Origin of the sequence: Bradyrhizobium sp. LA6.1, from assembly GCF_040547805.1 — a bacterium.
GTDB lineage: Bacteria > Pseudomonadota > Alphaproteobacteria > Rhizobiales > Xanthobacteraceae > Bradyrhizobium > Bradyrhizobium barranii.
On record NZ_JBEPQK010000009.1, the window covers coordinates 132,028 to 152,621 of the forward strand.

At 65.4% G+C, this 20,594-nt stretch carries 22 protein-coding genes; 15 read left to right on the forward strand and 7 right to left on the reverse strand.

Translation table 11 applies throughout. The features are described 5' to 3' along the window. Nucleotides 1-186: 186 nt before the first annotated feature. From dmeF to ABIB99_RS22995, 3 genes are all read left to right on the forward strand, one after another. Nucleotides 187-1,149 (forward strand): CDF family Co(II)/Ni(II) efflux transporter DmeF, encoded by a 963-nt coding sequence (gene dmeF, locus ABIB99_RS22985; protein WP_354177633.1) that lies wholly within the window; start codon nt 187-189, stop codon nt 1,147-1,149. An 86-nt stretch (nt 1,150-1,235) separates the two neighbouring features. Continuing rightward, nucleotides 1,236-2,069 (forward strand): N-acyl homoserine lactonase family protein, encoded by an 834-nt coding sequence (locus ABIB99_RS22990; protein ID WP_354177634.1) that lies wholly within the window; start codon nt 1,236-1,238, stop codon nt 2,067-2,069. Nucleotides 2,070-2,150: 81 nt separating this feature from the next. Continuing rightward, nucleotides 2,151-3,029 carry a DMT family transporter gene (locus tag ABIB99_RS22995; RefSeq protein ID WP_354177635.1) on the forward strand — a complete coding sequence of 293 codons (879 nt, stop codon included), beginning with the start codon at nt 2,151-2,153 and terminating at the stop codon, nt 3,027-3,029. Here ABIB99_RS22995 and ABIB99_RS23000 read toward each other — a convergent pair. Both ABIB99_RS23000 and ABIB99_RS23005 read right to left on the reverse strand, forming a co-directional pair. After that, on the reverse strand, nt 3,026-3,217 hold the full coding sequence (locus tag ABIB99_RS23000; RefSeq protein WP_071913207.1) for a hypothetical protein: 192 nt from the start codon (nt 3,215-3,217) through the stop codon (nt 3,026-3,028). The two genes, ABIB99_RS22995 and ABIB99_RS23000, sit on opposite strands and share 4 nt — an antisense overlap. A 31-nt stretch (nt 3,218-3,248) precedes the next feature. Next, nucleotides 3,249-4,406, reverse strand: coding sequence for an MFS transporter (locus tag ABIB99_RS23005; protein ID WP_085399886.1), 1,158 nt, complete (start codon nt 4,404-4,406; stop codon nt 3,249-3,251). Nucleotides 4,407-4,586: 180 nt separating this feature from the next. Between ABIB99_RS23005 and ABIB99_RS23010 the strand changes: the two genes are divergently transcribed. Continuing rightward, the gene (locus ABIB99_RS23010) at nt 4,587-5,846 is read left to right on the forward strand and encodes an adenylate/guanylate cyclase domain-containing protein (RefSeq protein WP_063982846.1); all 1,260 of its coding nucleotides are present in this window, start codon (nt 4,587-4,589) and stop codon (nt 5,844-5,846) included. On the opposite strand, the gene ABIB99_RS23015 is transcribed toward ABIB99_RS23010, so the two are convergent. Beyond that, nucleotides 5,843-6,406, reverse strand: coding sequence for a pyridoxamine 5'-phosphate oxidase family protein (locus tag ABIB99_RS23015; protein WP_354177636.1), 564 nt, complete (start codon nt 6,404-6,406; stop codon nt 5,843-5,845). The two genes, ABIB99_RS23010 and ABIB99_RS23015, sit on opposite strands and share 4 nt — an antisense overlap. Before the next feature lie 162 nt (nt 6,407-6,568). On the opposite strand from ABIB99_RS23015, the gene pdxR reads away from it, so the two are divergent. Further along, nucleotides 6,569-8,053, forward strand: coding sequence for a MocR-like pyridoxine biosynthesis transcription factor PdxR (gene pdxR, locus ABIB99_RS23020; protein WP_354177637.1), 1,485 nt, complete (start codon nt 6,569-6,571; stop codon nt 8,051-8,053). Here pdxR and ABIB99_RS23025 read toward each other — a convergent pair. Further along, nucleotides 8,050-9,294 carry an MFS transporter gene (locus ABIB99_RS23025; protein WP_354177638.1) on the reverse strand — a complete coding sequence of 415 codons (1,245 nt, stop codon included), beginning with the start codon at nt 9,292-9,294 and terminating at the stop codon, nt 8,050-8,052. The genes pdxR and ABIB99_RS23025 overlap by 4 nt on opposite strands. Before the next feature lie 167 nt (nt 9,295-9,461). Between ABIB99_RS23025 and ABIB99_RS23030 the strand changes: the two genes are divergently transcribed. Then, nucleotides 9,462-10,814 carry an Nramp family divalent metal transporter gene (locus ABIB99_RS23030; RefSeq protein ID WP_283016753.1) on the forward strand — a complete coding sequence of 451 codons (1,353 nt, stop codon included), beginning with the start codon at nt 9,462-9,464 and terminating at the stop codon, nt 10,812-10,814. A 130-nt stretch (nt 10,815-10,944) separates the two neighbouring features. Here ABIB99_RS23030 and ABIB99_RS23035 read toward each other — a convergent pair whose 3' ends face one another. The 3 genes from ABIB99_RS23035 to hemB form a co-directional block, all read right to left on the reverse strand. Continuing rightward, nucleotides 10,945-11,721 carry an arginyltransferase gene (locus tag ABIB99_RS23035; RefSeq protein ID WP_014494765.1) on the reverse strand — a complete coding sequence of 259 codons (777 nt, stop codon included), beginning with the start codon at nt 11,719-11,721 and terminating at the stop codon, nt 10,945-10,947. Between the two features lie 130 nt (nt 11,722-11,851). Beyond that, entirely contained in the window at nt 11,852-12,391 is a 540-nt protein-coding gene (locus ABIB99_RS23040) for an RDD family protein (protein ID WP_063982851.1), read from the reverse strand. A 274-nt stretch (nt 12,392-12,665) separates the two neighbouring features. Then, entirely contained in the window at nt 12,666-13,727 is a 1,062-nt protein-coding gene (gene hemB, locus ABIB99_RS23045) for a porphobilinogen synthase (RefSeq protein ID WP_247302108.1), read from the reverse strand. A gap of 138 nt (nt 13,728-13,865) precedes the next feature. Here hemB and ABIB99_RS23050 point away from each other — a divergent pair, with 138 nt between their 5' ends. The 9 genes from ABIB99_RS23050 to ribH all read left to right on the forward strand — a co-directional run bounded on the left by ABIB99_RS23050 (nt 13,866) and on the right by ribH (nt 20,592). Continuing rightward, complete coding sequence (locus ABIB99_RS23050; RefSeq protein WP_028155097.1) at nt 13,866-14,369, forward strand: DUF6163 family protein; 504 nt, start codon at nt 13,866-13,868, stop codon at nt 14,367-14,369. Nucleotides 14,370-14,896: 527 nt separating this feature from the next. Further along, the gene (gene ldtR, locus ABIB99_RS23055) at nt 14,897-15,415 is read left to right on the forward strand and encodes a transcriptional regulator LdtR (RefSeq protein WP_011087797.1); all 519 of its coding nucleotides are present in this window, start codon (nt 14,897-14,899) and stop codon (nt 15,413-15,415) included. A 199-nt stretch (nt 15,416-15,614) separates the two neighbouring features. Continuing rightward, nucleotides 15,615-15,851 (forward strand): hypothetical protein, encoded by a 237-nt coding sequence (locus ABIB99_RS23060; RefSeq protein ID WP_354177639.1) that lies wholly within the window; start codon nt 15,615-15,617, stop codon nt 15,849-15,851. Nucleotides 15,852-15,888: 37 nt separating this feature from the next. Beyond that, nucleotides 15,889-16,110 carry a hypothetical protein gene (locus tag ABIB99_RS23065; protein ID WP_008131709.1) on the forward strand — a complete coding sequence of 74 codons (222 nt, stop codon included), beginning with the start codon at nt 15,889-15,891 and terminating at the stop codon, nt 16,108-16,110. 255 nt (nt 16,111-16,365) lie between these two features. Then, complete coding sequence (gene glyA / locus ABIB99_RS23070) at nt 16,366-17,664, forward strand: serine hydroxymethyltransferase (RefSeq protein ID WP_354177640.1); 1,299 nt, start codon at nt 16,366-16,368, stop codon at nt 17,662-17,664. Nucleotides 17,665-17,680: 16 nt separating this feature from the next. Next, nucleotides 17,681-18,163: a transcriptional regulator NrdR gene (gene nrdR / locus ABIB99_RS23075; protein WP_007603426.1), complete on the forward strand. Its 483-nt coding sequence runs from the start codon at nt 17,681-17,683 to the stop codon at nt 18,161-18,163. After that, on the forward strand, nt 18,160-19,308 hold the full coding sequence (gene ribD / locus ABIB99_RS23080; protein WP_354177641.1) for a bifunctional diaminohydroxyphosphoribosylaminopyrimidine deaminase/5-amino-6-(5-phosphoribosylamino)uracil reductase RibD: 1,149 nt from the start codon (nt 18,160-18,162) through the stop codon (nt 19,306-19,308). The genes nrdR and ribD overlap by 4 nt, the downstream gene beginning before the upstream one ends. Then, complete coding sequence (locus tag ABIB99_RS23085) at nt 19,308-19,916, forward strand: riboflavin synthase (protein WP_085399860.1); 609 nt, start codon at nt 19,308-19,310, stop codon at nt 19,914-19,916. Before ribD ends, ABIB99_RS23085 begins: the two co-directional genes overlap by 1 nt. Before the next feature lie 184 nt (nt 19,917-20,100). Next, nucleotides 20,101-20,592 (forward strand): 6,7-dimethyl-8-ribityllumazine synthase, encoded by a 492-nt coding sequence (ribH, locus tag ABIB99_RS23090; RefSeq protein ID WP_166342075.1) that lies wholly within the window; start codon nt 20,101-20,103, stop codon nt 20,590-20,592. The last annotated feature ends 2 nt before the right edge of the window (nt 20,593-20,594 follow it).

Here is a 20,594-nt window from a genome sequence, read left to right on the forward strand (position 1 = left end):
CTCGTAGAAACAAACGGGACGCGATACTTGGGCTTGTCGCCTCGTGGGGAGATCGCTCAGTCCCCATGAGCGTCATTACAACGAAACCGCCCCGGGCTGTCAATCGGCTCGTTGACTTGATTTTGCCCGGACATTCCGCAGGTCTATATTGCGGGTCAACGGACCGGACCTTTCGGAGACTTTTCGATGCATTCCCATTCGATCGAACAATGGACCCATGACCACGCCTTCCTCGGCGAGAAGCACGACGAGAACGAGCGGCGCACCTGGCTCGTGGTCGTCCTGACCCTGGTCATGATGGTCGGCGAGATCGTTGCCGGCTCGCTGTTCGGCTCGATGGCGCTTTTGGCCGACGGCTGGCACATGGGCACGCATGCGGCCGCGCTTGGCATTGCAGCCTTTGCCTACCGCTTCGCGCGCCGGCACCTGGGGAATGCGCATTTCACCTTCGGCACGGGCAAGTTCGGCGATCTCGCCGCCTTCTCCAGCGCGATCATCCTGGGCCTGATCGCGGTCGAGATCGCCTATGAGAGCGTGCTGCGGCTGTTCACGCCGGTGCCGATCGTCTATGGCGAGGCCATCGCGGTCGCCGCCCTCGGCCTCTGCGTCAACCTCGCCAGCGCGTGGCTGCTGCGCGACAGCCATGATCACCATCATCACGGCCATGACCACGGCCATGGGCATGCGCATGATGATCACGACGATCACGGTCATCACCACCATCATCACGACAACAATCTTCGTGCGGCCTATGTCCACGTCATGGCCGATGCCGCGACCTCGGTGCTGGCGATCGCAGCGCTGGTGGTCGCGATGTATTCGGGATGGGTCTGGGCCGATCCGGCCGTCGGCCTGATCGGCAGCGCCGTGATCGCGAGCTGGGCGTTCGGCCTGGTCAAGTCATCAGGCGCGGTGCTGCTCGACGTGCGCGCCGACGAGAAGCTCGAACGCACCATCCGCGCGCGGATGGAAGTCGGCGAGGACCGCGTCACCGACTTGCATCTCTGGCAGGTCGGCCCCGGCCATTGCGCCGTGCTGGTCTCGGTGGTGTCGGACAAGCCGAAGCAGCCGGCCGTCTATAAGAAGCGGCTCGCCGGGCTGAAGGGCCTGAGCCACGTCACGGTCGAGGTCGAGACCTGCCCGCATTGATGTGATCTGCCGAAACGGAATTCGGCGGCGCGGCCGGGGTTGATCCTCGGTCGCAGCCGTAAGCGGCTCTGCAAGAGGGACCAAGGATGATGCCTAGGATGAAGTTTGCTCTCGCCGTCGCCGCGCTGGCTCTGTCCGGCCACGCGGCCGTTGCGCAGTCCGAGAAATCGGGCGTCGAAAAGCTCTACGTCCTCAATTGCGGGGAGGGCACCGCCGGGGACATCTCGCGCTGGACGCCCGGCCTGAACGAGGGCAAGTCGATGGACTTCGTCGACAGCTGCTATCTCATCAAGCACAGCAGCAAGGGCTGGTTCCTGTGGGACACCGGCATCGCCGATGCCGTCGCCGCCATGCCGAATGGCCTTGTCCCCGCCGATCCCAAGGCCGTCACCTGGCGCCGGCCGAAGACGTTGGCCGCCCAGCTCGAACAGCTCGGCCTCAAGCCGGATGACGTCAAGGCGATGGCGGTGTCGCATACGCATCCTGATCACACCGGCAATGTCGAGCTGTTCCCGCAGGCCACGCTCTACGTGCAGAAGGCCGAATATGACTGGCCCGGCGCCAACAACGAACCGCGCTTCAAGCCCTCGCATCCGGTCGAGTTGCTCGCAGGTGACAAGGACGTGTTCGGCGACGGCAGCGTGACCATCCTGTCGACGCCCGGCCACACGCCGGGACACCAGTCGCTGCTGGTGAAACTGCCGAAAACCGGCGCGGTGGTGCTGTCGGGCGACGCCGTCCACTTCAGGGACAATTGGGACAACCGCCGCGTCCCCAGCATGAACGCCAACAAGGACCAGAGCGCAGCGTCGATGCAGAAGATCGCCGACACGCTGACCAAGGAGAAGGCGCAGCTCTGGATCAACCACGACAAGGCCCAGCGCGACAGTCAGAAGATGGCGCCTGAGTTTTACGACTAGCGTTTGCGCCGAGGCTGCTGCCATGACGCTGGCAGCAGCAGCGTGCTACGGCCCGAGAAAGCTCCGCGACAGGAGATGATCGTGGGAGAGTGGGCCGGGGTTGCGATCGCGCTGGCGTCCAGCAGCCTCGGCGGCACCGCCGCGGCGATCACCCGCTATCTCGTCGTCGGCGCCGATCCGGTTCTGCTGGCGATCCTGCGCTGGGGGATCGGCTTTCTCTGCCTGTTGCCTTGCGCGCTGCTGCTTGGTGTGCGCTGGCCGCAGCGGCCCGACTGGCCGGCGGTGGCGCTGCTCGGCATCTGCTTCTTCGGCCTGTTCTTCATTCTCTACAATATCGCGGTGTCCTACACGACCGCCGCGCGCGCCAGTCTCGCGCTGGCGACGCTGCCGCTCCACACCATGGTGGTCGGTGCGATCCTCGGCGTCGAGCGTCTGACGGCGCGCAAGATTATCGGCGTCGGCATCGCCGTGCTCGGTGTGGCAGCCGCGCTGGCAGCGGGGCTCGCCCAGAGCCCGCCCGGCGCCTGGCGCGGCGAGTTGATCATGACCGGTGCCGTGTTCTGCATGGCGTTCTACAACGTGCTGTCGCGCCCGCTGATGCAGCGCTCCAGCGCATTGGGTTTTCTCACCGTCGGCATGGGCGCGGGTGCTGCTGTGCTGGTGCTGGCGGGGTTCGTGAAGGGCAGCTTTGCGGCGCTCGATCACTTCACGACGGGGCAGTGGATTGCCGGCATCTATCTCGGCATCGGCGGCGGCGCGCTCGCCTTCATCCTCTGGGTGATGGCGCTGGCGCGGGCGACGCCGACCCGCGTTGCCAATACCATGACGGTCAATCCGATTGCCGCGACCTTGCTTGCGGCGCTGCTCGTGGGCGAGCCGATTACGGCAAACCTTCTGATCGGGCTAGTTGCTGTGTTCGCCGGCATCTGGATCGCGACCAGCCAGGCGAAGCCGGCCTAGTTGCGCGGTGCCGTGACCGGCGGCGGGCTGGCGTCCGGTGTCTTCTTCGGCTTGAGCGTGCCGGCGTAGAACGAGAGCAGCCAGACCAGGATGATGGCGAGGAGATAGACGCCCCAGGCCTGTGGCGGCGTGGTTGCCCAGCGCAGCAGGCCTTTGAAGGTGCGGGGCGGGCTGTTGTCTTCGCTCATGGCCCGCTTGTGCGCGAAAGGGGCTGCGCGGTCAATCCGGGCGCCGTTCGGCGCGGATCAGGAACAGCGCGGCCAGCGCCGAGAGGCTGAGCGCGGAGGAGACGATCAGCACCTTGGCGCCCATGACGTCGATGAGCAGGCCGAAGGCCAGCGGCGCCACCGCCTGCGCCATCCGTGCCGGCGCGCCGATGATGCCGAGGCGGTAGCCGAAATCTTTCGGCCCGAAGATCGACAGCGGCAGCGTGCCGCGCGCGATCGTGAGAATGCCGTTGCCCGAGCCGTGGAGCAGTGCAAACGCGCTTGCGGCGGGGGCGCCGAAGATGGCGAGGATTGCGGCGCCGAGCGGGTGGGTGACGCAGGCAAGGCGCGTCGACCACAGCGGATGGAAGCGGCTCAGGAAGCCCGCTTCGAGAATGCGCGCGGCCACCTGTGCCGGGCCGATCAGCGCGCCGGCCGCGATGGCCTCGACATGTGTCGCACCTGTGGCCTCCAGCAGGCGCGGGAAATGGACGGCCATTGCGCCGGTGACGGTCCAGACCGCCGCGAACACGAAGGCGAGCAGCACCATGGTGCGGTCGAGCGGCAAATGCGGCTTCTCGGCCGTCGCCGCGGCCTGCCTGGCGCCCTTGATCGCCGGCAGCATGAAGAAGTTCAGGGGCAGGCCGATCAGGATGTTGGCGGCCGCCCAGGCGAAACAGGTCTCGCGCCAGCCGATATGGGACAGGCCCCAGGCGGTGAGGGGCCAGCCGACGGTGGAGGCGAAGCCTGCCATCAGCGTGATGCCGGTGATAGGCCTGCGCGCCTCGGTGCCGTAGATGCGGCTGAGCGCGGCGAAGGCGGCATCGTACAGCCCCATCGCCATGCCGATGCCGAGCACGAGCCAGGCGAACGCCATCACCGCCAATGAGTGCGAGAGGCCGAGCAGGACGAGACCGGCGGCCATCGTCAGGTTCGAGACCGACAGCACCTGCCGGCCTCCGAACAGATCGATCTGCCGCCCGATGCGCGGGCCGAGCATCGCCGAGATCACCAGTGAGGCCGAGAACGCGCCAAAGATCCAGTTGGAGGAGACGCCGAGGTCGCGCGCCATGGGATCGGCGAGCAGCGCCGGCAGGTAGTAGCTGGAAGCCCAAGCCAGGGTCTGCGTGGTGCCGAGCGCCAGGATGATCGGAAGCTGGCGCTGGCTCATCTCGGTGCGATTCTGGTCTCGGTGTGCGGCGGTGTCATCGGTTGCATTTGCGGCCCGCGGCGAGAGTGCGTCAACAGCGTCCGCGACATATTCGATCTGCTGCGGACGGGAGCCTTGGTTGCGCACGGTTCGGTTCGCGCGTGGCCTTTCGCTCGTCACGAATGCACGCCATAATGGCGCATGCAATTGACCTCGCGCCTCGCGCTGATGAACTGGCTGACCGGCCAAGGGCTGACGGGCCTGCCCGAGAACGAGCTGCTCCGCGGCTTCTGCGAGCGCTGCCGCGCCGAAGGGCTGGAACTCTCGCGCGGGCTCGTCGTGATCGACACGCTGCATCCGATCTATGAGGGCCGCGGCTTCCGCTGGAGCGACCGTCCCAGCAACGAGAGCGACGCGTTCGAATACGGCTCGACCGCCGAAGGCGACGCGGCCAGGAGCTGGCGCCGCTCGGTGTTCTTCCACATGCTCGAGCACGGCAACGACGAGATGGTGATTGATCTCGCCGATGCGCCCTCAATGGATTTCTCGCAGATCGGCGAGCTCGCGGAAAAAGGCCACAAGCACTATCTCGCCTTCGTGCATCGCTTCGGCGAGAACGGCGCGCTCGGCCTGATGGATTGCCTCTATTCCTGCTGGACCACGCGCCGCGATAGCGGCTTCTCCGAACCCGAGCTCGAAGCTCTGCGCGATCTCGTGCCGGTGCTGGGGCTCGCGATCAAGTCGGCGCAGCAGGTCGACATTGCGCGAACCCTCGGCCGCGTCTATCTCGGCCGCGATGCCTCCGCGCAGGTGCTGGGCGGGCGCATCACGCGCGGCGTCACCGAGCGCATCAATGCCGTGCTGTGGTATTCGGATTTGCGCGGCTCGACCGGAATCAGCGAGAGCATCGGCCCCGACGAGATCATCCCGTTCCTCAACGACTATGCCCAGGCCGTGATCGACGCGATCCACGATGCCGGCGGCGACGTGCTGAAGCTGATCGGCGATGGCGTGCTCGCGATGTTCTGGGGGGAGGACATGTCGGACGCGCGGCGCGCTGCGCTGCGCGCCGAGCATCTGTTCCGCAAGAACGTCGCTGCGCTGAACAAGCGGCGGGAGGCCGATGGCCGTCCCACAACGTCGGCCTATATCGGCCTGCATGTCGGCGAGGTCTTTTACGGCAATATCGGCAGCGCGGATCGGCTCGACTTCACCGTCGTCGGCCCCACCGTCAACGAGGTCAGCCGCATCGCCTCGATGAGCCGTTCGGTCGACCGCGAGCTGCTGGCCTCGGCCGAGTTCTACAAGGGCCTGGACGCCACCGGCCGCCGCTACCTCGTCTCCACCGGCCGCTACGCGCTGCGCGGCATCGGACGCGCGCAGGACCTCTACACGCTCGATCCCGAGGTCGATACGAGCGAGCCGGTGACCGGGAGCTACGAGCGGTATCTGGCGAACTAGCGGCGGATCGCAGGGGCCGAGACATTGGGCGTCTTCGTTCGATCCTTGGCGGGCCATTGTTCGGAAAGCGGCGGCATCGAAGTCTCCTTGCCGGTCATGCGCTCAACGGCGACGGCGTAGACGGTGATGATGTCGAGCCGCGGGAAGAACCCCTTCGGTCGCGTCGTATCCGGCTTGCCGTATTTGGCCATCAACGTTTCGCAGAACCGCTGCTTGATGCCCGTGTCGCCCACGACCCTGATGCGGCCGAACAGGCATATGCTTCGATAGGCGAGACCGGAATCGCATTCGAACCGGCCATAGTCGAAGACACCTTCGTGCTCATCGATCTCGATGCAGACGCGGGGATCTCGCTCGATGTTTGAGCGCAGATGTCCTCGGGCGGCTGTCGTGTGGAGATACACCTCACCGTCGAGCCAGAGATAGAGGAGCGGGATACAGTAGGGAAAGCCGTCCTCGCTGACTGTCGCAAGATGGCCGGCATATCCGCGTGCCAGCATCTCCAGGATCCGCTCCTGCGACATGGCGCGGTCCTCGCGACGGATTTGCGGTGAACTCATGGTGCAAGGCGCTCCGCGCCGCGATCCGAATGAGCGGACATTTCAGGTTTCCTTGTTATCCGAAACAGGATAGAAAAATAGTGGTCTTGAGCAAAGGTCCACTTGGACCTATTGCGGCATACCACTTCTCGACGTGCGGCTCACCCTGTCGGACGAGGACCCGTGAAGAGCAGGCAGAGCTGGGCAGAACTCTATTCCTTCAGCGTCGACCGTACGGCGGAGGCGCCGGTATTCCGCCAAATCTACCTCGAGCTACGATCGGCAATTCTGTCCGGAGCGCTTCGTCCGGCGGCCAAGTTGCCCTCGACGCGCGACCTTGCGGCGCAGCTCGGCGTCTCGCGTACCGCAGTTGTTTCGGCTTTCGAGCAGCTGCTGGCCGAAGGTTATGCCTTCGGCAGGAAGGGGGCGGGGACTTACGTTGCGTCCGATCTGCCTGAACCGTTTGCCGCGGCTCACGGCCGCAAGACGCGGGCGGCACCGGCCGCGGCAGGCGCGGCCTCCTTTCACGGCCTCGGCGATTTCGTCGATGTGACGACGCAGAATGACGAGCGTCCCTTCAACCTGGGTCGCACGCTGTTGGATGCACGTAGCGCCGAATTGTGGCGCAAACTCACGGCGCGCACGCTGCGATCGTTTGAGCGACATCATCTCGGCTATGGCGATCCGCGTGGCTTGCTGGAACTGCGCAAGTCGGTTTGCGACTATCTTCGGGCCGCACGCGGCGTGCGCTGCGAGGTCGACCAGATCGTGATCACCGCCGGCACGCAGCAAGCCGTGGACATCGTCGCACGTGTCATGCCCGGGCCGGACAAGGAGGTCTGGATCGAAGACCCCGGCTATACCCTGACCCGTCTTACGCTCGCTGCGTCGGGCGCGAAGGTTTGCGCCATCCCGGTTGACCAGCACGGCGTCAACGTCACGGAAGGGATCCGCCGCGCCCCGAAGGCGCGCGCAGTTTTCATAACGGCCTCCCATCAGTTTCCGACAGGCGTTCCCCTGTCGATGGCGCGCCGCCTCGAACTTCTCGCCTGGGCCCGCGAGTCCGGCGCCTGGATCATCGAGGACGATTACGCCAGCGAATTCCGCTACGGCGGCCGTCCCCTCGCTTCGCTTCAGGGCCTGGATGAGGCCGGCCGTGTCATTTACGTCGGAACTCTCAACAAGGCGCTCTTCCCCGGACTGCGGCTTGGCTACGCCGTGCTACCACACCCGCTGGTGCGGAATTTCGTTGCCGCGCGCTATCTGATCGACCGTCAACCGTCGAGCCTCTGCCAGTCCGTTGCTGCGGCCTTCATGGAAGAGGGGCATTTCGCAGCCCACATCCGCAGAATGCGGGAAGTGTACCGCCGCCAGCGCGATACCCTCGTTGCGGCACTGAGGCGGCGCCTGGGCGACCATTTGTCGGTCGAGCCGCCGGACCAGGGCATGCACCTGGTTGCCTACACGCGACGGGGACTTTCCGACGTGAAGATCGAGCGGGCCGCTCGCGACCACGGCGTCACCGTTCGCGCGATGAGCCGCCACTATATCGAGGCGCCGGCGCAGTCGGCGCTGATGCTTGGCTTTAGCGGCTACCCGCAGCAGACCATTGCGCCGGCGGTTGCCCGACTGGCGCGGGCCATCGCCGCTGGTTGCGTACCGGACTAGCACCGCGCCGGCACTTCGTCCCCTACCATGGCCGGCTGCCGGTCCAGCGTCACTGCAGGCGACAGCCAGATCACCAGCGCCTGCACGCCGAACACGGCGGCTGCGAGATAGAGGCAGGTCTCCGCGCTCCAGAGGCCGCCGACGATCGCGCCCAGCGCCGAGCCGAGCGGGCGGGCGCCGTAGCTCATGATGTTGATGGCGGAGACGCGTCCGAGCAGGCGCGGCGGCGTCACGGACTGGCGCAGGGTCGTGGTCGAAATCACCCACAGGATCGGCCCGACGCCGAGCAGGAAGAAGCTCAAGGCCGCGAGCCAGGGCGAGGGGACCAGCACCGTCAGCGCCATCACCACCGCGGCGACGAAACCCGTGACCGGGCCAAGGCCGACCACCGTGCCGAAGGCGATGCGCTTCATCACGCGCGTGGCGAACAGTGCGCCGATCACCATGCCGACGCCGTACATCGTCAGCACGGTGCCGACGCCTGCGGCGGTCAGGCCGAGATGGCGTACCGCATAGGGCACGAACACGGCGATCTGGAGGAACCAGCCGGTGTTGAAGATGAACTGAGTGATGAACACCGGCCGCAGCAGCGGATGGTGGAACACGAAGGCCGCGCCCTCGCGGATGTCCTGGAACGGATGGCGCCGCGGCGAGGGCGTCCGGGTGGGCTCGTAGATCCCGGAGAGCAGCACGACGGCGATGGCCGAGAGCGCCGCGGCGAAGCCGAAGGCCGGGCTCGCGCCCCACCAGCCAACCAGCGCGCCGCCGAGCGCAGGCCCGCTTGCAAAGGCGATGGTGCGGGCGAGCTCGATGCGGGCATTTGCCGACGGCAACAGCTCCGCGCTCACCAGCGAGGGCACCAGGGCCGGCGCCGCCACGCTGTAGACGACCGTGCCGCATACGGCGGCAAAGCCGAGCAGAGCGAGCAGCGGCAAATTGAGGGCGCCAAGTGTGAGCAGCAGCACGATGGCCGCCAGCGCGACCGCGCGCAGCGCTTCGGCACCCGCCATCAGCGAGCGGCGGGAGATGCGGTCGGCGAGCAGGCCGGCCGGAATGGCGAACAGGACAAAGGGCAGGGTGAGGGCGGTCTGGAGCAGGCCGGTCTGGCCTTCCGCAACACCCAGCGTGAGCACGGCGACGATGGGGGCCGCGGCCAGTGCGATCTGCTCGGCCGATTGCGCCGCCAAGTTGGACCAGGCGAGGCGGTTGAAGGTGTCGGGGAGGCGAAGCGGGTTTGACATGGCGCATTTCCTGCAAAGTCGCGTTGCCGCCAGTATCCGCCCCCGAGGACGGCCAAACCCACCCGCTTCCCGACAGGGCGGCGAATAACCGCCGCGCCGGGAACTCATGCGGCTAGATGCAGTTGCAAATGAGTTGCAATAAGCTTCGACTTCGGTATTCTTCTGCTATGGATGCCCGCTCACCCGATTTGACCCAAGATGCCGCCGGCTGGCGCACTGATGCGCCTGCTACCAAGAGCCTCGCCGAGGTGAACGCCACGATCGCCGTCCCCACGGCGGGGGTGTGGTGGCGGCGGTTGCTTGCCTTTGTCGGGCCCGGCTACCTAGTCTCGGTCGGCTACATGGACCCCGGCAACTGGGCGACCGACCTCGCCGGAGGGTCGAAGTTCGGCTACACGCTACTTTCGGTCATCCTGCTCTCGAATTTGATGGCGATCCTGCTCCAGTCGCTGGCGGCTCGGCTCGGCATCGTCACCGACCGCGACCTCGCGCAGGCCTGCCGCGCGACCTATTCGCCGGCGGTGAACTTCCTGCTCTGGCTCGCCTGCGAGGCGGCGATCATCGCCTGCGATCTCGCCGAGGTCATCGGCACAGCGATCGCGCTCAAACTGCTGTTCGGCATTCCGCTGATCGGCGGCGCGCTGCTGGCTGCGCTCGATGCGTTCCTGCTGCTGCTCCTGATGAACCGCGGCTTTCGCTTCCTCGAAGCGTTCGTCATCGCGATGCTTGTCGTGATCGCGGTCTGCTTCCTGGTCCAGATCGTGGCCGCGGCGCCGCCGGTGGCGGAAGTCCTGCACGGCTTCATGCCGAAGACCGAGATCTTCACAAATCCGGAAATGCTCTACATCGCGATCGGCATCATCGGCGCGACCGTGATGCCGCATAATCTCTATCTGCACTCCTCGATCGTGCAGACGCGCGCCTATGAGCGCAACGACACCGGCCGGCGCGAGGCGATCAAATGGGCGACGACGGATTCGACCATCGCCCTGATGCTGGCACTGTTCATCAATGCAGCGATCCTTGTCGTGGCAGCCGCGACCTTCCACAAGAGCGGCCATTCCGACGTCGCCGAGATCGGCCAGGCCTTCGAGTTGTTGTCGCCGCTGCTCGGCCTCGGTATCGCCTCGACGCTGTTTGCGATTGCGCTGCTCGCCTCGGGCCTGAACTCGACGGTGACGGCGACGCTTGCCGGCCAGATCGTGATGGAGGGGTTTCTCGACCTGCGTTTGCCGAGCTGGGCGCGGCGCTTGCTGACGCGCGGCATCGCCATCGTGCCGGTGATCGTCGTCACCGCGATCTATGGCGAGCGCGGCACGGCCGATCTGCTGGTGTTCAGCCAGGTCGTGCTGTCGATGCAGCTGCCCTTTGCGGTGATCCCGCTGGTCCGTTTCGTCTCCGACCGCCGCAAGATGGGGAAGTTCGCGATACCCACGTCAGTCGCCGCGCTCGCGTGGATCGTCGCGGGCGTGATCGTGGTTCTGAACGTGAAGCTGCTGGTGGATACGCTGTTCGGGTGAGTGTTCGCCCAACACACCGCCGTCGTCGCCCGGCTTGACCGGGCGACCCAGTATTCCAGAGACGGTTGTGATTGAGCCGAGAAGCCGCGGCGTACTGGATGCCCCGGTCAAGCCGGGGCATGACAGCGAGCTAATCCTGCGGCTCTGACGTCGCGTCACCTTGCGCATCGATGCGCAGCCAGCCTGACGGCGCGAGGCGCTGCTGCGGCAGGAAGCGGGCCTTGTAGTCCATCTTCTTGGAGCCTTCGATCCAGTAGCCGAGGTAGACGTAGGGCAGGCCCTGACGTCGCGCCCGTGCGATATGGTCGAGGATCATGAAGGTCCCCATCGACCGGCTGACCTGGCTCGGCTCGAAGAACGAATAGACCATCGACAGGCCGTCGCTGAGCACATCGGTCAGCGCCACCGCGATCAGCTCCTCACCGCGGCCGGTGATGCCGCTGTCGGGGCCGCGCTTGCGGTACTCGATGATGCGGGTCTCGACATGGCTGTCCTCGACCATCATGGCGTAGTCGAGCACGGTCATGTCGGCCATGCCGCCATGGCGGTGGCGGGAGTCGAGATAGGCGCGGAACACCGAATATTGCTCGGAGGTCGGCACCGCACTGCGCTGCTCGCCGATGATGTCGGCGTTGCGCGCGATGACTTTCCGGAAGTTGCGGGAGGGGCGGAACTCGTTGGCGACCACCCGGACCGAGACGCAGGCGCGGCACTGGTCACAGGCCGGCCGGTAGGCGATCGACTGGCTGCGGCGGAACCCGCCATGGGTCAGGAGGTCGTTGAGGTCACCTGCGCGCTCCCCCACGAGGTGCGTAAACACCTTGCGCTCATGCCGGCCCGGCAGATACGGGCAGGGAGAGGGCGCCGTGAGGTAAAATTGGGGGGTGTCGCGCGAGTGCTGGGTCAAGGGACGTCGTGGGCCTCCAAAGTGGGCATTAACATCGCGCTACGAAGGCCCCCGGTCAATCGGTCTACTCGGCAGATCAGATCAGTCAGTTTAGTCGGTCCTGGTTGATAGGTTCTTGATCATCAGGCTCTCAGTAGGTCCTTGCGGCCTGCGGGACGGGCGCGCGGACGGAATTGTTGATCACGACCGTTCCCAGCACGACATCATGCAGCAGGCGCCGGCGGCCGTTGAATAGCCCAACCAGCACCACGAAAGGTGTCAGGAACGAGACCGTCACCCAGAACAGCACGGCATGGGTGGCGCCGAGCACGAAATAGCCGGGCGCGCCGTACCAGGTGCGCAACTCCAGATCCATCAAGCGCATGCCGATCGTCGCGGACGACGGACCGCCGATGCAGGCACCATAATAGACGATGGCCCAAACAACGGAGGCCGGCCAGGCCAGCCAGAACAGCGCCCAGCCGATGCCGAGCGTGACGATGCCAAACAGCGCGATGAAGATGTAGCCGAGGATCACGGGAACGGAGATCACGACCATGTCGATCAGGAACGCGAACGCCCGCCGCGTTGCCACGCCACGGAACAATTCCGGGTGCAGATAGGGATCGAAGGCGTGCGGTTGCATGGCGCCGTCATTGCGCCAGGCATTGCCCGAGTCCGAATACGACATAGTCCGTTCTCCCAAGGGAAACTCCCGTGGCAGGACATGGGAACAAGTCATCCCCGTGCCAAGGGCGTGCGGGCGTCAACAAGCCGAAATATTCCGGCAATTCGGGGGCGGGGCTGTTACCGCTGTCGTTCAGGGAGGGCGTCGTAGGGTAGGCAAAGGCGCGTTGGCGCCGTGCCCACCATCGTTCCGCGATCGCTAGCTGGCATGGTGGGCACGCTTCGCCTTCGCTCTTCGAGCTACGGCGGACAAGCCGCTTGGCCCATCCCGCGATACCTTACGTTTGGCTCCGCAGCTTCTCCGCCACCTTCGGCGCAAAATAGCTGAGCACGCCGTCGGCGCCGGCGCGCTTGAACGCCAACAGGCTCTCCATCATCGCGCGCTCGCCGTCGAGCCAGCCATTGTTGGCGGCCGCTGCGATCATCGCGTATTCGCCGGAGACCTGGTAGGCGAAGGTCGGCATCGCAAAGGTGTCCTTCACGCGCCGGACCACGTCGAGATAGGGCATGCCGGGCTTCACCATCACCATGTCGGCGCCCTCGGAGATGTCGAGATCGACCTCGCGCAGCGCCTCGTCGGTGTTGGCGCTGTCCATCTGGTAGGTGCGCTTGTCGCCGGTCAGCGTCTTGGCCGAACCGATGGCGTCGCGGAACGGGCCGTAGAAGGCGGAGGCGTACTTTGCCGCATAGGCCATGATCTGCACGTCGAGCAGGCCAGAGCGGTCCAGCCCCTCGCGGATCGCGGCGACGCGGCCGTCCATCATGTCGGACGGCGCGATGATGTCGCAGCCGGCTTCGGCCTGAACCAGCGCCTGACGCACGAGCACCGCGACCGTCTCGTCGTTCAAAATCTTGCCGTCGGAGATCAGGCCGTCATGGCCGTGGCTGGTGAAGGGATCGAGCGCGACGTCGCAGAGGATGCCGATGTCGGGAAACTCCTTCTTGATCGCGCGCACCGCCTGGCAGACCAGGTTGTTCGGATTGGTCGCCTCGGAGCCTTCCTCGTCGCGCAGGGACGGGTCGGTGTAGGGAAACAGCGCGAGGCAGGGGATGGTGAGCTTCATGGCGCGCTCGGCCTCGCGCACGGCCTGGTCGACGCTGAGGCGGTCGACGCCCGGCATCGAGGCGATCTGCTCGCGCTTGTTGTCGCCGTCGATCAGGAACAGCGGCCAGATCAAGTCGTCGGTGGTGAGCACGTTCTCGCGCACCATGCGCCGGGCCCATTCGGCTTTGCGGTTGCGGCGCGGGCGGACGGTCAGATCGAGGGCAGGGGAGGCACTGGCGCCATCCCGGCGCGAAACCTCGCGCAATTCGATCGGACGTCCGTATTTGATCGCCATCATTCTTCCTCCGGCTGGAATTATTCTTATACCAGCTCGCATGGTTCCCGCCACCGCGGCTTGACCTGCCGCAAGGCAAAATTGAAGTCACTCGGGCAGCCGATTGATTTTGCGGGGCGAAGCAGCCAGAAGGGGACCATGTCCGAAATCTCCACCCGCGATGCGGCCCGCGACGGCGCCAGTGCCAGGGACGCCGCCAGAGACAACGCCAGAGACAACGCGATGTCGGTGGCGGCGATCTCGTCGGAGCGCCCCGAGTCCGACGACAATGTCTGGACGCGCCGGCTCGTGCTGTTCCTGCGCGTGATGGCGCTGCTGTCGATTCTGAAGGGCCTCTATCACTGGGCCCAGGTCACCGGCTTCGTCGGCGGCGAGGACGAGGCGTTCGAGAACCAGTCGATGGCCTGGCAGGCCGCCACTGTCTATTTCGCTGTGATCGAGCTCGTTGCCGCGGTCGGCCTCTGGCTTGCGACGCCCTGGGGCGCGGTGGTCTGGCTGACGACCGTGGTGTCGATGGCGGTGATCGAACTGATGTTCCCGGGCATCTACGGCGGCAGCCTGATCGTCGTCGGTGTCGAAGCCTTCATGCTCGCCGCCTATCTCGCGCTCGCCTGGATGGCCGCGCGCGAGCGGCCGCCGTAGCGCGCTTACGATTTCAACGCACACTCACACTCTCTCGTGCCCCGGACGCAGCGCAGCACGCAGTGTTGCGCTGCTGAGCCGGGGCCCAGCTCTCCACGATCTCGGTTGCGGCTTCTGGGTCCCGGCTCTTCGCTCCGCTTCGCTGCGCTTGTCCGGGACACGAGAGCGGCATTTCCGAAGTCGTGGCTTGGTTGACCGATGGTTGCCTAAAATTCGAGGTAACTTTTCATTGACTCCGTGCATTCCGCCACAGCTCTTACGCGCCCGTTTCGAAACGGGGCGGCCCTGTACTGGAATGCGACAGAGGTGGCGGACGGAGGGTGAACAGGACCTTGCGAGGGTCAACAGACGGTTGCGAAAAGCCCTTGTGACACAGGCTTAATCCGCAATTCACTGTCTTAAATTCATGATCTCTTTATTCTCTTATTTAAGCCGATCTTCAAACGCCCCCCTTAAGTTGCACCTATCAGACGGAGCACAAGTTTCGTCGAATGAGTGTCGATAAAAACGACAACAGGGGAAGTGTCATGATGAAAGCCGTCGCAACTGCGGCAGATACCGCAGAGCGCGTCTCCGGCCAGCAGGGTTCGGTGCAGTCGCTCTATCTGGAAGCTTTGACTCTGGTGGAGCGGCTGCATCGCCGGCTCCTCGACGTCATCAAGGATGAATTCGATCGCCGCGGCCGTGCGGACATCAACTCGGTCCAGGCGCTCCTGCTCTACAACATCGGCGACAAGGAGCTGACCGCGGGCGAGCTGCGCACGCGCGGTTACTATCTCGGCTCCAACGTCTCCTACAATCTGAAGAAGCTCGTCGAGCTCGGCTTCCTCGATCATCAGCGCTCGCGCGTCGATCGCCGCTCGGTGCGCATCCGCCTGACCCCGCAGGGCCAGGAAGTCCGCCGCATCGTCGACTCCCTCTACCAGAAGCACGTCAAGACGGTGGAGCAGGTCGGCGGTATCTCGGGCGAGGAGTTCTCGACCCTCAACAAGTCGCTGCACCGCCTCGAGCGGTTCTGGACCGACCAGATCCTGTATCGTCTCTGAGTTCTTTGCGACGGGACTTGGCCAAGCCGGCCCATAACAAGACCGGCAAGCCTCCCGAACGTGCCTGACCTCCCCAAGCGCGCCGGCCCGGCTTTGCCCGGACCGGTGCGTTTTGTCGTTTCGCGACTGCGAAATAATGACCCGGCCGGGCGGAACCAGTTCCCCGCACCGCAGTTGTTACTGCGGATCGGAGGATGCGATGCTGGTCGAGCGCGGGCTTCAGGCAATGAACGTCGAACTCGTGAGCGACGCCTATGCCATCGCAGCGAATTACCTCCGCCGCTCCGGCGCGATTCCCGACACGCTGGTCACCAACGAAAGCCTGCTCGAGATCATCATCAAGCTGCTCCAGCACGGCGAGCTCAACAAGATCAGGCTCGCCAACAAGGCGATCGCCCGCTTCGAGACGCAATCCGGGGCCCGCGCGGTTGCCTGATCAAAACTCCCAAAATTCGACAGAACCAGAGGGTGACATGGAAGCTGCCATCGACCGCATCATGCAGACCTATGACCTGCTCGCGAACCGCACGTCCGCGGCGAGCGCGGAGGCGCGGGCCAAGGTCACGAACTATCTCAATACGTTGATGGAAGCCGGCGAGAAGGACACCCACAGGTTGACGGTGTGCGGACTGACCTATCTGCGCCAGCTCGACGGCAGCGTCGATCCCGTGAAGGCGGGGTATACCGGGCTGTAGGGGGGCAGGTCCGGCCCGCACGGATTTTAAGGTCCAAATCGGACCCTTTAGGACTGATCGGGGCGGACGGTTCAAGCAGCCGTCCTCTTGCCCGGATCCTTCAATCCCCACCATATCTTGCATAAATATCAGGCCTGACCCGCAAATACTTGGCCGGGGGCGGGTGATGTGGTAGATCGCGCTCGCCGCTTCCGATCGCCACACCAGACCGCCCGTAGCCCGCCAAAAGGCTGCGGCGGTGGAGATATTCGCAAGATGACCTCAGCCAGAACCGCCTCCGCGCCCGACTCGTTTTTCACCGCCTCGCTCGACCAGGCCGACCCGGAAATCGCCGCCGCCATCAAGGGCGAGCTCGGCCGGCAGCGCCATGAGGTCGAGCTGATCGCCTCCGAGAACATCGTCAGCCGTGCTGTGCTGGAAGCGCAGGGTTCGGTGATGACCAACAAGTACGCGGAGGGTTATCCGGGCGCGCGCTACTATGGCGGTTGTGAGTGGGTCGACGTCGCCGAGAACCTCGCGATCGATCGCGCCAAGAAGCTGTTCGGCGCCAACTTCGCCAACGTGCAGCCGAACTCCGGCAGCCAGATGAACCAGGCGGTGTTCCTGGCGCTGCTGCAGCCCGGCGACACCTTCATGGGCCTCGACCTCGCGGCCGGCGGCCATCTCACCCACGGCTCGCCCGTCAACATGAGCGGCAAGTGGTTCAAGGCTGCGCACTACACCGTGCGCCGCGAGGACCAGATCATCGACATGGACGCGGTCGCCAAGCAGGCCGAAGAGGTCAAGCCCAAGCTGATCGTCGCCGGCGGCTCGGCCTATTCGCGTGCCTGGGACTTCAAGCGTTTCCGCGAGATCGCGGACAGCGTCGGCGCGTACCTCCTGGTCGACATGGCGCACTTCGCCGGTCTGGTCGCCGGCGGCGTGCATGCCTCGCCCGTGCCGTATGCCCACGTCACCACCACCACTACGCACAAGTCGCTGCGCGGTCCGCGCGGCGGCCTGATTCTCTCGAACGACGAGGCGCTCGCCAAGAAGCTCAACTCGGCGATCTTCCCGGGCCTGCAGGGTGGGCCCCTGATGCATGTGATCGCGGCGAAGGCGGTCGCCTTCTGCGAGGCGCTGCGTCCGGACTTCAAGATCTATGCAAGGAACGTCGTCGAGAACGCCAAGGCACTGGCCGAGGCGATGAAGAGCCACGGGTTCGATATTGTCTCCGGCGGCACCGATAACCATCTGATGCTGGTCGACCTCAGGCCGAAGGGCCTGAAGGGCAACGTCTCGGAGAAGGCGCTGGTCCGCGCCGCCATCACCTGCAACAAGAACGGCATTCCGTTCGACCCCGAAAAGCCCTTCGTCACCTCGGGCCTGCGTCTCGGCACCCCGGCGGCGACGACCCGCGGCTTCGGCGTCGCCGAATTCCAGCAGGTCGGCGGCATGATCGCCGAGGTCCTGAACGCGATCGCGCAGTCCGACGACGGCAAGGCGCCGCTGGTCGAAGCCGCGATCAAGGAGCGGGTCAAGGCGCTCACCGATCGGTTCCCTATCTATCAGTAAGGTCTAGGGTAAACGGATGCGCTGCCCGAACTGCAACAGTCTCGATACGCAGGTAAAGGACTCGCGTCCGACTGAGGATTCTTCTGTGATCCGCAGGCGGCGCGTGTGTGTCGCCTGCAATTTCCGCTTCACCACTTTCGAGCGCGTGCAGCTGCGCGAGCTCACGGTGATCAAGCGCAACGGCCGCCGCGTGCCGTTCGACCGCGACAAGCTGATGCGCTCGGTGTCGATCTCCTTGCGCAAGCGGCAGGTCGAGCCGGAGCGGGTCGAGAAGATGGTCTCCACCATCGTCCGCGAGCTCGAGACCGGCGGCGAGGCCGAAATCTCCTCCGAGGTGATCGGCGAGACCGTGATGGAGCATCTGCGCACGCTCGACGACGTCGCCTATGTCCGCTTCGCCTCCGTCTACCGCAATTTCCGCGAGGCCAAGGATTTCGCCGACGTGCTCGGCGAGCTCTCCGGTGAGGAGGAAGCGCGGCTCGCCGCGATCCGCAAATGATCTTCCGGATCCTGGAGGATCAGTTCGCGCAGAAGGCCCGCGAGTCCAAGGACGCCGATCGCCGCTTCATGCAGCTGGCGCTGGCGCTGGGCAAGCGCGGGCAGGGGCGCACCTGGCCCAATCCTGCCGTGGGCGCTGTCATCGTCAAAGACGGGGTCATCATCGGCCGCGGCTGGACGCAGCCAGGCGGGCGACCGCATGGCGAGCCCGAAGCGCTGCGCCGGGCCGGCGAGGCCGCGCGAGGCGCCGCGCTCTATGTCACGCTGGAGCCGTGCTCGCATTTCGGCAAGTCGCCGCCTTGCGCAGACGCGGTGATTGCCGCCGGCATCACGCGGGTGGTCGCGGCGATCGAGGATCCCAATCCGGAAGTCGCGGGCCAGGGTCATGCGCGCTTGCGCGCCGCCGGCATCACGGTGGATGTGGGTCTGTGTGCGGCAGAGGCCGCGTTCGACCACGCCGGGCATTTCCGCCGCATCCGTAACAAGCGCCCTCATGTGATCCTGAAGCTCGCGGTCTCGCCTGACGGCAAGATCGGTGGGGCTGGCGGCAAGCCCCTTGCGATCACGGGCGAGGCCGTGCGTAATCGCGTACATCTGCTCCGCGCACAGAGCGACGCCATCCTGGTCGGCATCGGCACGGTGCTGGCGGATGATCCGCAGCTCAACTGTCGCCTGCCGGGCATGGAAGCGCGTTCTCCCATACGCGTCGTGCTCGACCAGAATCTGCGCATTTCGGCCGCGAGCCAGCTTGGTCGTTCCGCGCGGGAGACGCCACTCTGGGTGATCGGCTCCGAGCTTGCGGAAGCCGCCGCTGCCACGCGGCTCGGAGCGGCCGGCGCTCAGATCATCCGCGTACCGCCGGGAAACGCTTCCGGGCTTGATCTTTCGGCCGTGTTGCATGTGCTGGCGGAGAAAGGCATCACGCGGCTGATGGTCGAGGGCGGCAGCCGCGTTGCGGCGTCCTTCGTCGCGGCTGACCTCGCCGACGAGATCTGGCTGTTCCGCGGAGCGGAAGAGGTCGGCCCAGGCGGCGTCGATGCGCTCGATGCATTGCCCCTGTCGAAAATCACGCAGTCGCAGGCCTATAAGGTTCATGCTAGCGAGACATTCGGCAAGGATACTCTCACCATCTACGAGCGCTCGTAATGTTCACTGGCATTGTCACCGATATCGGCGAGATCGTCGGCTTCACGCCAACAGCGCAGGGCCAGTTGCACAGGCTGCGCATCGCTTGCCGCTACGATCAGACCACCATCGCCGACGGCGCCTCGATCGCCTGCAACGGCGTCTGCCTGACGGTGGTTGCTTCCGGCGTCGAAGGCGGCAGAACCTGGTTCGACGTCGATGCCGCCGCCGAGACGCTGGCGCTGACAACTGCAAAGCACTGGAAGGTCGGCACGAGGCTCAATCTCGAGCGCGCGCTCAAGATCGGCGACGAGCTCGGCGGCCATATCGTCGCCGGCCATGCCGACGGTGTCGCTACCCTCGTCAGTCGCGAGGACCTGCCCGACATGGCGCGGTTCGAGCTCTCGACCACGCGGGAGCTCGCGCGCTTCATCGCCACCAAGGGCTCGATCACGCTCGACGGCGTGTCCCTGACGGTCAATACGGTGAGAGACGTGACCTTTTCGGTGCTGATCATCCCGCATACGCTGACGGTCACGACGATCGGCGGCTGGAAAGCGGGCGCCGAGGTCAATATCGAGGTCGATCTGATGGCCCGCTATGCAGCGCGGCTGACAGAAATGAAGTGACGGCGGAGCCGTTATTCCGGGATGGTCCGAAGGACCAGACCACAGGTGCGCAATTGCGCACCGGGGAATCTCGAGATTCCGGGCTCGATGCTTCGCATCGCCCCGGAATGACAGTGTCTTTGAACTTGGCTTACATGCGTCCGGCGACTACATAGCGCCGACCTCTGTAGAACGGATTTAGACGATGGCAGACGCGCGACGCGCACCCCTGAAGGACCAGACCGACATTTCCGGCGCACGCGCGCTGATTGTCGAGGCGCGGTTCTATGACGATCTCCAGGATGCGCTTCTGGACGGCGCGGTGACCGAGCTGAAGGCAGCCGGTCTGACGCATGACGTCATCACGGTTCCCGGCGCACTGGAAATCCCGGCGGCGGTCGCCATCGCGATCGATGCCGCGGCGGCGAACGGCAAGCCCTATGACGCGGTGATCGCGCTCGGCTGCGTGATCCGTGGCGACACCATCCATTTCGAGATCGTCTCGCAGGAATCCTCGCGCGCGCTGATGGATCTTGCGGTTTCGCGAAAGCTGCCGCTGGGCAACGGCATCCTCACTGTCAACACCGAGGCGCAGGCCTGGGCGCGGGCGCGCGCCAGCGAGCTCAACAAGGGCGGCGATGCCGCGCGCGCCGCGCTTGCGATGCTGCGCATCAAGCGCCGGCTGGCGCGGGCTTGATC

Coding starts and splice junctions, on each gene's coding strand:
- ldtR (WP_011087797.1), top strand. CDS start 14,897: ATGATGAAAGCCGTCGCAACTGCGGCAGATACCGCAGAGCGCGTCTCC.
- ABIB99_RS23000 (WP_071913207.1), bottom strand. CDS start 3,217: ATGAGCGAAGACAACAGCCCGCCCCGCACCTTCAAAGGCCTGCTGCGC.
- ABIB99_RS23060 (WP_354177639.1), top strand. CDS start 15,615: ATGCTGGTCGAGCGCGGGCTTCAGGCAATGAACGTCGAACTCGTGAGC.
- ABIB99_RS23040 (WP_063982851.1), bottom strand. CDS start 12,391: ATGTCGTATTCGGACTCGGGCAATGCCTGGCGCAATGACGGCGCCATG.
- ABIB99_RS23030 (WP_283016753.1), top strand. CDS start 9,462: ATGGATGCCCGCTCACCCGATTTGACCCAAGATGCCGCCGGCTGGCGC.
- ABIB99_RS23025 (WP_354177638.1), bottom strand. CDS start 9,294: ATGTCAAACCCGCTTCGCCTCCCCGACACCTTCAACCGCCTCGCCTGG.
- hemB (WP_247302108.1), bottom strand. CDS start 13,727: ATGGCGATCAAATACGGACGTCCGATCGAATTGCGCGAGGTTTCGCGC.
- ABIB99_RS23005 (WP_085399886.1), bottom strand. CDS start 4,406: ATGAGCCAGCGCCAGCTTCCGATCATCCTGGCGCTCGGCACCACGCAG.
- ribD (WP_354177641.1), top strand. CDS start 18,160: ATGATCTTCCGGATCCTGGAGGATCAGTTCGCGCAGAAGGCCCGCGAG.
- ABIB99_RS23085 (WP_085399860.1), top strand. CDS start 19,308: ATGTTCACTGGCATTGTCACCGATATCGGCGAGATCGTCGGCTTCACG.
- ABIB99_RS23050 (WP_028155097.1), top strand. CDS start 13,866: ATGTCCGAAATCTCCACCCGCGATGCGGCCCGCGACGGCGCCAGTGCC.
- ABIB99_RS23015 (WP_354177636.1), bottom strand. CDS start 6,406: ATGAGTTCACCGCAAATCCGTCGCGAGGACCGCGCCATGTCGCAGGAG.
- ABIB99_RS23065 (WP_008131709.1), top strand. CDS start 15,889: ATGGAAGCTGCCATCGACCGCATCATGCAGACCTATGACCTGCTCGCG.
- ABIB99_RS22990 (WP_354177634.1), top strand. CDS start 1,236: ATGATGCCTAGGATGAAGTTTGCTCTCGCCGTCGCCGCGCTGGCTCTG.
- ABIB99_RS23010 (WP_063982846.1), top strand. CDS start 4,587: ATGCAATTGACCTCGCGCCTCGCGCTGATGAACTGGCTGACCGGCCAA.
- nrdR (WP_007603426.1), top strand. CDS start 17,681: ATGCGCTGCCCGAACTGCAACAGTCTCGATACGCAGGTAAAGGACTCG.
- ribH (WP_166342075.1), top strand. CDS start 20,101: ATGGCAGACGCGCGACGCGCACCCCTGAAGGACCAGACCGACATTTCC.
- dmeF (WP_354177633.1), top strand. CDS start 187: ATGCATTCCCATTCGATCGAACAATGGACCCATGACCACGCCTTCCTC.
- glyA (WP_354177640.1), top strand. CDS start 16,366: ATGACCTCAGCCAGAACCGCCTCCGCGCCCGACTCGTTTTTCACCGCC.